Origin of the sequence: Ramlibacter sp., assembly GCF_013697775.1 — a bacterium.
Lineage (GTDB): Bacteria > Pseudomonadota > Gammaproteobacteria > Burkholderiales > Burkholderiaceae_C > Ramlibacter.
In genome coordinates, this window is sequence record NZ_JACCWG010000061.1 from 1 (window position 1) to 10,344 (window position 10,344).

General features: G+C 69.0%; 12 protein-coding genes. 7 read left to right on the forward strand and 5 right to left on the reverse strand.

What is annotated here, in order from left to right; genetic code table 11:
- Positions 1 to 114: 114 nt before the first annotated feature.
- Genes H0U68_RS03485 through H0U68_RS03495 form a run of 3 tightly spaced genes read left to right on the forward strand, consistent with a single transcriptional unit; the run spans position 115 to position 2,049 of the window.
- Positions 115 to 423 (forward strand): hypothetical protein, encoded by a 309-nt coding sequence (locus tag H0U68_RS03485; RefSeq protein WP_296352775.1) that lies wholly within the window; start codon positions 115 to 117, stop codon positions 421 to 423.
- Positions 424 to 459: 36 nt separating this feature from the next.
- Positions 460 to 1,638, forward strand: coding sequence for a S8 family serine peptidase (locus H0U68_RS03490; protein WP_296352776.1), 1,179 nt, complete (start codon positions 460 to 462; stop codon positions 1,636 to 1,638).
- Positions 1,639 to 1,671: 33 nt separating this feature from the next.
- Entirely contained in the window at positions 1,672 to 2,049 is a 378-nt protein-coding gene (locus tag H0U68_RS03495; RefSeq protein WP_296352777.1) for a hypothetical protein, read from the forward strand.
- Positions 2,050 to 2,228: 179 nt separating this feature from the next.
- On the opposite strand, the gene aroD is transcribed toward H0U68_RS03495, so the two are convergent.
- Both aroD and H0U68_RS03505 read right to left on the reverse strand, forming a co-directional pair.
- Entirely contained in the window at positions 2,229 to 2,993 is a 765-nt protein-coding gene (gene aroD / locus H0U68_RS03500) for a type I 3-dehydroquinate dehydratase (protein ID WP_296352778.1), read from the reverse strand.
- A gap of 58 nt (positions 2,994 to 3,051) precedes the next feature.
- Positions 3,052 to 4,992, reverse strand: coding sequence for a PAS domain-containing sensor histidine kinase (locus H0U68_RS03505; protein WP_296352779.1), 1,941 nt, complete (start codon positions 4,990 to 4,992; stop codon positions 3,052 to 3,054).
- Positions 4,993 to 5,162: 170 nt separating this feature from the next.
- Here H0U68_RS03505 and H0U68_RS03510 point away from each other — a divergent pair, with 170 nt between their 5' ends.
- The 3 genes from H0U68_RS03510 to H0U68_RS03520 all read left to right on the forward strand — a co-directional run bounded on the left by H0U68_RS03510 (position 5,163) and on the right by H0U68_RS03520 (position 8,092).
- Positions 5,163 to 6,356, forward strand: a complete 1,194-nt coding sequence (locus tag H0U68_RS03510) for a multidrug effflux MFS transporter (protein ID WP_296352786.1) — start codon at positions 5,163 to 5,165, stop codon at positions 6,354 to 6,356.
- Between the two features lie 132 nt (positions 6,357 to 6,488).
- Complete coding sequence (miaA, locus tag H0U68_RS03515; RefSeq protein WP_296352780.1) at positions 6,489 to 7,442, forward strand: tRNA (adenosine(37)-N6)-dimethylallyltransferase MiaA; 954 nt, start codon at positions 6,489 to 6,491, stop codon at positions 7,440 to 7,442.
- Positions 7,439 to 8,092, forward strand: coding sequence for an ABC transporter ATP-binding protein (locus H0U68_RS03520; RefSeq protein ID WP_296352781.1), 654 nt, complete (start codon positions 7,439 to 7,441; stop codon positions 8,090 to 8,092). Before miaA ends, H0U68_RS03520 begins: the two co-directional genes overlap by 4 nt.
- 21 nt (positions 8,093 to 8,113) lie before the next feature.
- On the opposite strand, the gene H0U68_RS03525 is transcribed toward H0U68_RS03520, so the two are convergent.
- The 3 genes from H0U68_RS03525 to H0U68_RS03535 all read right to left on the reverse strand — a co-directional run bounded on the left by H0U68_RS03525 (position 8,114) and on the right by H0U68_RS03535 (position 9,558).
- Complete coding sequence (locus tag H0U68_RS03525; protein WP_296352782.1) at positions 8,114 to 8,719, reverse strand: thioredoxin fold domain-containing protein; 606 nt, start codon at positions 8,717 to 8,719, stop codon at positions 8,114 to 8,116.
- Positions 8,720 to 8,730: 11 nt separating this feature from the next.
- Positions 8,731 to 9,117 carry a response regulator gene (locus H0U68_RS03530; protein WP_296352783.1) on the reverse strand — a complete coding sequence of 129 codons (387 nt, stop codon included), beginning with the start codon at positions 9,115 to 9,117 and terminating at the stop codon, positions 8,731 to 8,733.
- 132 nt (positions 9,118 to 9,249) lie between these two features.
- Positions 9,250 to 9,558 carry a hypothetical protein gene (locus tag H0U68_RS03535; RefSeq protein WP_296352784.1) on the reverse strand — a complete coding sequence of 103 codons (309 nt, stop codon included), beginning with the start codon at positions 9,556 to 9,558 and terminating at the stop codon, positions 9,250 to 9,252.
- Positions 9,559 to 9,771: 213 nt separating this feature from the next.
- Between H0U68_RS03535 and H0U68_RS03540 the strand changes: the two genes are divergently transcribed.
- Positions 9,772 to 10,260, forward strand: coding sequence for a hemerythrin domain-containing protein (locus H0U68_RS03540; RefSeq protein ID WP_296352785.1), 489 nt, complete (start codon positions 9,772 to 9,774; stop codon positions 10,258 to 10,260).
- Positions 10,261 to 10,344: the final 84 nt, after the last annotated feature.

The following is a 10,344-nucleotide window of genomic DNA, read 5'->3' on the forward strand; positions in this document are numbered from 1 at the left end:
ATTCCGTTCGCCTTCGATCTGTCGTCGAAAAGCTCACAGTAGCCCCGCCTCCCGGACCCGCCCGGCGTAGGCCTTCAACCGGCCAAGATAGTTGTCGTCGACCAGCCAAGGTAATTGTCGCCAACCATCGTCGCCAGCAGGCTTGCCGCTGAGAACGGAATTGTTCAGGGCGGACTCAGTATTGATCGGAGTGCTTTCTACGGGCTGCGGCTGAATCCACAGGTACGGGCGATTCGCCCTATCGGGCATGCAGATACACGTGAAGCCGTGTGGGACGGCGATGCGCTGGCGGTCGCGGACAAGTACGGTGCGGCCGAGGTGGTGATCACCCTGAAGGGCGGGCCGAGTTTTTCAGCGATGAGCGGCTACATGTCGCAGAGGGAGCGGAGTACTCACGCTACCGCAAACCGAAGAGCGTTCTAGGGCCTGCTGACCGGCGCGAATCCTGCGCTGCAAGTAATGCGCGACTTTTCCGATATCGGTGCAATACACGTACGCCTCACTGCGCCGGAAATTCGCCGCCTGTATGCCACCCGCGACCCGAGAATTCTTAGCGTGGTCGCGAATCGCCCGATAGGTGGCCCCGCACTGTCGAACAGCACAGTTCTCGTCAACATGCCTTCCGCTTGGAATGCCGGATACAGGGCCGCAGGTCAGTACATCGTGGTGATGGACACGGGAATCAACAAGAATCACGCGATGTTCCAAATGAACGGGGCGACCAAGATCACACACGAAGGGTGCTACGGCTCGAACACATCCGACCGCATCTATCAAAGCATTTGCCCATCTGCGCAACCAAACGGGGACAGCAACTTCGGCACGCCGAATTCTGGTGCGCCTACGGACAACTACGAGTGCGCCGCCAACATCCGCGAGGAGTGCTCGCACGGCACGCATGTTGCCGGCATCGCGGCTGGTCGGGCAAGCTCCAGCCTCAACCTCCAGGGAGTTGCTCCAGACGCATATCTCGTATCAATGCAGGTGTTCTCCCAACGGATTTCGTACCCGAACCTGAGGTACTTCAATGCGGATCTCCTGGCGGCACTGGGGGACACCCTCATACTCGGCACCAGCTTGGCGGGCCCCAATCCGGTAACCGTTAATATGAGCCTCGATGGACCTCTGTTTGCGGGCAACTGCCCCGCGGCAGACACCGCGATCAGCAATCGCGTGCAGGACCTCATCTCGCGCACTGTCCCCGTGATTGCCGCCGCAGGCAATGCGGGCAACAAGACGTCCCTTGCCTTCCCGTCGTGCATCCCGAACGTCACCAAAGTGGGCTCGGTGCTCAATGACGCAAGTGGCGTTTCGTTGTCGGGCTTTTCTAATATTGGAATTCCCGGCAACTTCAGCGGGCCCATTCTGCTCGCGCCCGGACAAACCATAAGGTCGAGCTCCGTGCGAGACATTAACGGATTCGGTGGCAATACCAAGACGCTCGAAATTCAGGGCACCTCACAAGCCGCGCCCCATGTGGCTGGGCTATACGCCGCGGTCAAGGCGACAAACCCGATCATGAGCGTCGCCGACGCAACGGCTTGGATTGTTGGTACCGGGAGCTTCCCCGTTACATACGCGCTTCCCGCTCCCACTGGCACACAGACATATCGGCGGATCAAGGTTCCCAACTTCTAGCGGCGCTTCCAAGCAACCAATGAGTACATCAGCATGAAACTCCGCCTTGTCCTTACGGCAGCGTTTGCGATGTCGATTTGCGGATGCGGCGGTAGCGCGGCCGAATGGGTCGGGGTCGCCAAGCCGGCGCAGGGAATGGACATCACTGGCAACACCACGGGATTCGCAGATCAGCTTGCGCATGCGGGCATTTCCGTGCGGTCCGCCCGGTGCTTTCCCGCGTTGCCTGAGCAACTCCCGATGCCCGGAGGACGTGTGCCGGAGTCCCTGACCCTGTTGTACTCGTTCAGTATTGCGCCGGCCGACCTCGATAAGGCGCTCGCTTTGGGGTTCACCGAACGAAGCTCCACCAGCGGGTATGTGACGGAAGGGGTGCCCTGCGTGACACCTCCTCCCATCCAGCCCATCTAGACCTCTCCTTGGTCGTCTTGTCCCGACTCGGGGGCAAGACGACCCAAGGGTCGGTCGGTGAAAGCTTGCCTGCCGGAAGACCGAAGAGAAGTCTGGCTTCACAGCCACCCTGTGCCGCGATCTGTCCATGACCGGACGGAGTTCGGCCAGCACCGCTGACAACTGGAATTGGACGGCGGCTAACCAGCCCGCCACAGCGTCTCCAGCGCCGCCCGCACCCCTTCGATCGGCATCTGCCCAGGCGCCGACGCCTCCCCCGCCACCGCGAAGGTCAGCGCCGAGCCGAATGCGCCGCCGCACAGGCGGCTGGCGGCGCCCAGCCCGCCCATCGACATGCCGATCACCGGAATCGGCAGCGCGCGGCTGGCGCGCAGGGTCGCCTCCAGCAGCGCCAGCACGTCTTCCTCGCGCCGCGGCATCACCGCCAGCTTGGCGGCGTCGGCACCCAGGCGGTGCGCCTGCGCGAAGCGGTCCACCAGCGCATCCACCGGCGGCGTCTTCTCGAAATCGTGGAACGACAGCACCAGGCCGATGCCGCGCTCGCGCGACATCGCGCGTATCTCGCACACGTGGCCGGCGTCGTTGTCCATCTCGAAGTCGACCAGCGACACGCCGCCAGCGTCGCACACGGCGCGGTACATCGCGACCACGCCGTCCTCGTTCAGCGCGATCGGCTGGCCGCCCTCGCGCTGCGAGCGCCGCGTGAACAGCAGCGGCAGGCCGCCGGCCGCTTCACGGATGCGCGGGCCGAGCGCGGCGACTGCGGCCGGGTCGGCGATGCCGTCGAAGAAATCGACCCGCCACTCCAGCAGGTCCGGCTGCCGGGCGGCCACGGCCCGCGCCTCGGCGAGCAGCGCGTCGGCGGTGCGCGCCACCAGCGGCGCGCAGATGGCCGGCACGCCCGGTGAACCGAGAACCCGTCCGTCGATGGTGATGCCGCGCATCGCGCGATTGTACGAAGCGGCTGCTCCGAAGCACCTGCTCCGAATCGGATGGCCCGCCTCAGCTCGCGATCGGCCGGTGGGCGCCCTCGCCGCCGTCGCGCGCGGCGTTCAGCACAGCGATCAGCGCATCCAGCTCCACCGGCTTGGTCAGGTGGGCGTCGAATCCGGCGCTGCGGGTGCGGGCGCGGTCCTCCTCGTTGCCGAAGCCGGTCATCGCCACGAAGAAAGTCTGGTCCAGGCCGGGCTGCGCGCGCAGCAGCCGGCGCGTCTCGAAGCCGTCCATGCCCGGCATGGCCAGGTCCAGCAGGACCACCGTGGGCTGCAGTTGCAGCGCGACGCCCAGCGCCGACGCGCCGTTGTAGGCCGTCTGCACCTGGTGGCCGAGCAGGCGCAGGATGTCGGCGGCGCTGTCGGCCGAATCGCGGTTGTCGTCGACCACCAGCACCTTCAGGCCGCCGCCGAGGCCATCTTCCGCCGCCTCCCCGGGCTGCGCGTCGGCCAGGCCGGCGGCCGTGGGCAGCCGCAGCGTGAAGGTGCTGCCCTGCCCCAGGCCGGGGCTGGACGCGTCCAGCGTGCCGCCGTGCATTTCGGCCAGCGAGCGCGCCAGCGTGAGGCCGATGCCCAGCCCGCTTTCGCTGGCCGCGGAGGTGCCGCTCTCGGTCTGCGCGAACAGCTGGAAGATGCGCTGCAGGTCCGCTGGCTCGATGCCGCGGCCGGTGTCCGTGATGGTGACCAGGAAGAACGGCTCGCCCGGCTGCACCCGCAGCACGATCTGCCCGCCGTCGGGCGTGTACCGCGCGGCGTTGACCAGCAGGTTCTGCAGCACCTGCGACAGCCGCGTGGAGTCGCCGTTCACCCACACCGGCGCCGGCGGCAGGTCCAGCCGCAGCGTGTGGCGCCGCGCCTCGACCACCGGGCGCACGGTTTCCACGCTGCGCGCCACCACGTCGGCAAAGCGCACCAGCTCGCGCCGCAGCTTGATCTTGCCGGTGGTGAGCCGGCCCACGTCCAGCAGGTCGTCCACCAGCCGCGTGATGTGCGTGAGCTGCCGGTCGATCACGTCGCGGCAGTTGCGCAGCGCCGGGCTGCCGACGGTCTCCAGCTGCATGATGGTCACCGCGTTGCGGATCGGCGCCAGGGGGTTGCGCAGCTCGTGCGCCAGCATCGCCAGGAATTCGTTGGTGCGCCGGCTGGACAGCTCCAGCTCCTGCAGCCGGCGGCGTTCGGTCATGTCGCGCGTGACCTTGGCAAAGCCGATCAGCTCGCCGGTGTGGCCGTGCACCGCGGTCACCACCGCGTTGGCCCAGAACAGGCTGCCGTCCTTGCGCACGCGCCAGCCTTCGGTTTCCACCCGGCCTTCGGCGCGCGCCGTGGCCAGTTCCGCCTCGGGCGCGCCGGCCTCGCGGTCCTGCGGCGTGTAGAACATCGAGAAGCTGCGGCCCATCACCTCGGCCGCGTGGTAGCCCTTGATGTCCGCCGCGCCGGAGTTCCAGCTGCGCACCAGGCCGTCGGGGTCGAGCATGAAGATGGCGTAGTCGCGCACGCTGCCCACCAGCAGGCGGAAGCGTTCCTCGCTGGCGCGCAGCTGCTCCTCGTGGGCGCGACGCTCGGTCAGGTCGCGCGTGATCTTGGCGTAGCCGGCCAGCCGGCCGTCGGGCTCGTACAGCGCCGTGATGACGACGTTGGCCCAGAAGCGGCTGCCGTCCTTGCGCAGGCGCCAGCCCTCGTCCTCGAAGCGGCCGTTCTGCCGCGCGCGGCGCAGTTCCTCCTGCGGCCAGCCGGAGGCCACCGCCTCGGGCGGATAGAAAACGGAGAAGTGCTGGCCGAGGATGTCCGCGCGGGTGTAGCCCTTGAGCTTCTGCGCGCCGCTGTTCCAGGAGTTCACGCGGCCTTCCGTGTCCAGCACGAAGATGCCGTAGTCGACCACGGCATCGATCAGCAGCTGCAGGCGCTGTTCGACGCTGGAGGCGGGAGGATCGTCGGCGAGTGTGTTGTCCAAGTCTGCTCGAAGGCGGAGCGCACAGCAAATGTGCATTATGGGTGGCGACCTCGAGCGCGGCTTCGTCGCCCGCCATCATTCGGCGCCGTCCTACAGCGCGGTCCATCTGCTACGCTTGCGCGATGCCCGCCACGCCACACGCCGTCCCGGCCGCCGGACGGGCCGCGACGATGTCGCCCGCCACCGTCGTCCTGCTGCTGTCCCTTCTGCTGGGCATCCAGCCGATCACCACCGACGTCTACCTGCCGGCCCTGCCCGGCCTCACCGAAAGCTTCGGCGCGCCCCTGTCGCAGGCGCAGCTCACGCTGACCGCGCTGCTGCTCGCCTTCGGCACCTCGCAGCTGGTGTGGGGACCGCTGTCGGACCGCTTCGGCCGCCGGCCGGTGCTGCTGGCCGGGCTGGCCGCGTACACGCTGGCGTCCATCGGCTGCGTGCTGGCGCCGTCGATGCCGCTGCTGATCGTCTGGCGCACGCTGCAGGGCGCGGCCATGGGCGCGGCGGTGATGTGCGCGCGCGCCATCGTGCGCGACCTCTATACGCCCGAAGCCGGCGCCCGCGTGATGTCCAAGGGCCTGAGCGGCCTGGGCGTGATCGCCTGCCTGTGCGCGCCGGTCGGCGGCCTGCTGGCCGACGTGTCGGGCTGGCGCTCCGCGCTGGCGGTGCTCGGCGTGTTCGGCGCCGGCACGCTGGCGCTGGTGGCGCTGCGCTACCAGGAGACGGTGCCGCGCCGCAACCCGCAGGCGCTGCAGCCGCGCATGCTGGCGTCCACCTGGGCGGCCATCGTGCGGCACCCCACCTTCATCGCCTACAGCCTGCTGTCCACCGCCGCCTATGCGGGGCTGTTCACCTTCCTGGCTTCGTCGTCCTTCGTGTTCATCAAGGTACTGGGGCTCACGCGCACGCAGTACGGGCTGGCGATGTTCTCGATGTCGCTGGTCTACATCCTCGGCACCTTCGCGTGCCGGCGGCTGATCCCGCGCTTCGGCGTGCAGCGCACGGTGGCGCTGGCGGCCGTGGCCACGCTGGCGGGCGGCACCACCATGGGCGTGCTGGCGCTGGCCGGCGTGCACACGGTGTGGGCCATCCTGCTGCCGTACTGGCTGTTCATGCTGGGCCACGGCGTGCACCAGCCCTGCGGGCAGAGCGGCGCCGTCGGCCCGTTTCCGCAGGCGGCCGGCGCGGCGTCGGCGCTCAACGGCTTCATCCTGACGCTGGTCGCCTTCGGCGTCGGCCGCTGGGTCGGCACGCGGCTGGACGGCAGCGTGTTCGCGCTGGCCAACGGCGTGTGGTTCTGGAGCGTCTGCATTGCCGGCATCGCCTGGACGCTGGTGCAGCGCCTGGGGCGGGTGGCGCCTGCCGCATGAAAGCGGGGGCATTCACCGCAGAGGCGCGGAGAGCGCAGAGGGCCGCCGAGAAAAAAATCGATTCCTCTGCGGCCCTCCGTGTCCTCTGCGTCTCTGCGGTGAAGGCTGTCCGGCTTTCCTGGAGCCACCCCCATGCGGCCTGACCTGCGCCTGGTGGCCCTGGCCGGGCCCACCGCGGCCGGCAAGACGGCGGCGGCGCTGGCCATCGCGCACGCGCTGGATGCGGAGATCGTCAGCGTCGATTCGGCGCTGGTGTACCGCGGCATGGACATCGGCACCGCCAAGCCGAGCGCGGCCGAGCGCGCGGCGCGGCCGCACCACCTGATCGACATCCGCGACCCGGCGCAGCCCTACAGCGCGGCCGAGTTCGCTGGCGACGCGCGGCGGCTGATCGACGAGATCCACGGCCGCGGGCGCGCCGTGCTGCTGGTGGGCGGCACCATGCTGTACTTCAAGGCGCTGTTCGACGGACTGGACGCCATGCCGCCGGCCGACGCGCCGCTGCGCGCCCAAATCGAGGCGCAGGCCGCGGCGCAGGGCTGGCCGGCGCTGCATGCCGAACTGGCGCGCGTGGACGCGGCCACCGCGGCACGGCTCGGGCCGAACGACGCGCAGCGCATCCAGCGCGCGCTGGAGGTGTTCCGGCTCACCGGCCGCCCGCTGTCGGACTTCCATGCGCAAGGCGGCGCCAGGAACGGCGTGCAGCCGGACGTTTTCCTGTCGCTGGAGCCGGACGACCGTGCCTGGCTGCACGCGCGCATCGCGCAGCGTTTCGACGCGATGCTGGAATCCGGTTTCCTCGACGAGGTGCGCACTCTGCGCGCGCGCGGCGATCTGTCGGCGCAGCTGCCCAGCATGCGCTGCGTGGGCTACCGGCAGGCCTGGGAGCTTCTGGACGCGCACGAGGCGCGCGGTTTGGACACGCAGGATGCGCCCTTTCCCCTGCACACGCTGCGCGAGCGCGGCATCTTCGCCACGCGCCAGCTCGCCAAACGCCAGCTGACCTGGCTGCGCGGCATGCAGCGCACGGCCGTTCCCTGCGACGCGCCGGACGCATTGGAGCGCCTGATGGAGCATCTGCGATGAGCACCGCCGCCGTGCAGGTCCGCGACCTCGCCAAGTTCTACGGCGACGCCGCCGTGTTCCGCAACGTCTCGCTGGAGGTCGCCGCCGGTGAATTCGTCGCCATCGTCGGCGAGTCGGGCGTGGGCAAATCCACGCTGCTCAATTGCCTGGCCGGCCTGGACCACTGGGACCAGGGCAGCGTCGCCGTCGAAGGCGCCGACCTCGGCACGATGGACGACGACCGCCGCGCGCTGCTGCGCCGAGAGAAGATCGGCTTCGTGTTCCAGGCCTTCCACGTGCTGCCGCACCTGGACGTGGCGCAGAACGTCGGCCTGCCGCTGCTGCTGCTCGGGCGGCCCGACGCTGCGCGCGTGCGCGAGATGCTGCAGGCTGTCGGCCTGGAGGACCTGGGCCTGCGCCTGCCGCAGCAGCTGAGCGGCGGGCAGCTGCAGCGCGTGGCAATCGCCCGCGCGCTGGTGCATGCCCCGCGCCTGCTGCTGGCCGACGAACCCACCGGCAACCTGGACCCGGGCACGGCCGCGCGCGTGATGGACGTGCTGATCGGCCAGGCGCGCCGCCACGGCGCCGCGCTGGTACTGGTCACGCATTCGGAAGCGGCGGCGGCGCGCGCCGACCGCGTGCTGCACCTGCGCGGCGACGGCATCGCCTGAGCGAGCCGGCGTGGTGGCCGTTCAGGAGCCGCCGGGCACCGGCACGCCGAGGAACACCGCCAGCTGCCCGGTCTGCATGGAGCCTTCCTGCGTCACCACCGCGCCGGTCTGCGCCTGCTTGGTGACCAGGGTGGGGACCGAGCCGAAGCTGTAGCGCGTGAACAGCTCGGTGTTGTGCTTCACCGCGGCCTTCTGCGCGTCGGCCACGCCGCCGGCCGCGATGCCGCCGGACTTGGCGAGCAGCGATGCCTCGTGCGCGTCCATCGCGGCAACGGGGTCGGACGCGGCCAGAAGCGCCGCGCCCTGCGACAGGCTGCTGTCGTTGAGCAGGCGCACCGGAATCCAGACGAAGCGCGCCTGGTTCTTCAGCGGCTTGGCCGCTTCCCACAGCGCGCCGCAGTGCGGGCACTGCGCGTCGAAGAACACGTAGACCACCCGCGCGCTCATCGCCGGGCCAACCGAGAAGCCCTTGGCCTCGGCCGCGATGGCGTCCAGCGACACCGGCGCCTGGGCAGCGGGCGCACTGGCCGAAGCGGCGCCGGAGGGGGAAGAGGAGTTGCCCGCGTCCTTGCACGCGGCCGTTGCCAGCACGGCGGCCAGCAGCACGGGAATCAAGCGCATGTTCATGGGCCGCATTGTCAGGGATTGGCGGCGGCCGCGCCGCCCAGCGCCGCGCACCAGGCGATGAATGCCTGCATTTCCCCGGATTTCTGGAACACCGCGTCGGCGCCCAATTTCAGGCAGTGCCGGCTGACGCCGGGCGTGGCGTAGTCGCTGAACACGACCACCTTGCCGCCGCCCTGCGCCTTGCAGCGCGGGATCACGCCCATGCCGCTGCCCTGCTCCAGGATGAGGTCCAGCACCGCCAGGTCCCAGCCGCCCGGGTGCTCTTCCAGCCACAGCTTGGCCTCGGCCTCGGTCGGCGCGGTCGCGACCATCTGGAAGTCGCCCAGTGCGGACAGCAGGTCCTCCATCAAGCCGTGCATGTGCCGGCTGTCCTCCACCAGAAACACCCGGATGGGCACGTGCAAAGTCTCCTGGGACGCAAAGAGAAAGGGGCGGCGCGGCGAACGGCCTGGGCCAATGCCCTCGATTGTGAGGCCGGCACAGCCCGGCCATGGCGCCGTTGATGCGCTTGTGCGCCTGGGACGAACGCCTCAGCCGCCCCGTGCGGCCAGGGCGCGTTCCAGGCGGGCGCGCTCGGCCATCTCGCGCTGCAGCAGCCCGGAGACTTCTTCCAGTTCCTCGGTCGCCACTTCCAGCTTCTGCTCGACGGCCGCATTCTGGTCGATGGCCCACGAGACGTCGGCCTCGCGGCCGTCCGGCGGCAGGTGGCGGTCCAGCGCGTCGTGCGCGAGCCCCAGTTCCGCGGTGGCGATTTCCAGGTCGCGCTGGACTTTGCCGGCTTTGGTGCGCGCCTGTTCCAGCGGCGCGGGAGGCGCGAAGGTCTTGGACGTGTCCATCATGGAAGGGCCTCTTCTCTCTCTTGCGATGCAGCAGATTAAGGGAGCGTACGCAGGCTCAGCTGTCGGTGCCACGCGATTGCACGCGCCGGAACGGATGCACGATACCGCGTGGTCTCGTCCGTCGGCGCTGCACTCGCGCGCTTGCCGACATTCTCCTACAGGGCTTGGCCGCGCCGCTGAACATCATTGGTCGCATTCAACCAAGGAGAAACCATGCCTGCTTCCCGTGCTGCCAAAGACGCCTGCGACCTGCTCGATGCCGACCACAGGAACGTCAAGAAAATGTTCAAGCAATACGAGGAGCTGACCGGCTCGCGCGCGCGCAGTGCTGGCCAGAAGAAGATGGAACTGGCCCGCCAGATCTGCCAGGAACTGACCGTGCACGCGCAGATCGAGGAAGAGATCTTCTACCCGGCGCTGCGCGCGGTGTTGAAGGACACCGACATGCTGGCCGAAGCCGAAGTCGAGCACCAGAGCGCCAAGGACCTGATCGCGCAGATCCAGGGCATGGGCGAGGCCGACGAGATGTTCGATGCCAAGGTCACCGTGCTGGGCGAGTACATCGACCACCACGTGAAGGAAGAGAAGAACGAGATGTTCCCGAAGGCACGCGCCGCCCGCAAGCTGGACCTGATCGCCATTCGCGAGGAACTGGAAGCACGCAAGGAAGAACTGATGGCCGACACCGGCCAAGCGGCCTGAGCATTCGCCCCGGGCGGATGCTCAGGGCCGTTGCCAGTATCCGGTCGCCCACGCGGTACCGAACCCGGCGCGCCGGTACAGCGC

Coding starts and splice junctions, on each gene's coding strand:
- H0U68_RS03525 (WP_296352782.1), bottom strand. CDS start 8,719: ATGAACATGCGCTTGATTCCCGTGCTGCTGGCCGCCGTGCTGGCAACG.
- H0U68_RS03495 (WP_296352777.1), top strand. CDS start 1,672: ATGAAACTCCGCCTTGTCCTTACGGCAGCGTTTGCGATGTCGATTTGC.
- H0U68_RS03510 (WP_296352786.1), top strand. CDS start 5,163: ATGTCGCCCGCCACCGTCGTCCTGCTGCTGTCCCTTCTGCTGGGCATC.
- miaA (WP_296352780.1), top strand. CDS start 6,489: ATGCGGCCTGACCTGCGCCTGGTGGCCCTGGCCGGGCCCACCGCGGCC.
- H0U68_RS03490 (WP_296352776.1), top strand. CDS start 460: ATGCGCGACTTTTCCGATATCGGTGCAATACACGTACGCCTCACTGCG.
- H0U68_RS03520 (WP_296352781.1), top strand. CDS start 7,439: ATGAGCACCGCCGCCGTGCAGGTCCGCGACCTCGCCAAGTTCTACGGC.
- H0U68_RS03540 (WP_296352785.1), top strand. CDS start 9,772: ATGCCTGCTTCCCGTGCTGCCAAAGACGCCTGCGACCTGCTCGATGCC.
- aroD (WP_296352778.1), bottom strand. CDS start 2,993: ATGCGCGGCATCACCATCGACGGACGGGTTCTCGGTTCACCGGGCGTG.
- H0U68_RS03535 (WP_296352784.1), bottom strand. CDS start 9,558: ATGATGGACACGTCCAAGACCTTCGCGCCTCCCGCGCCGCTGGAACAG.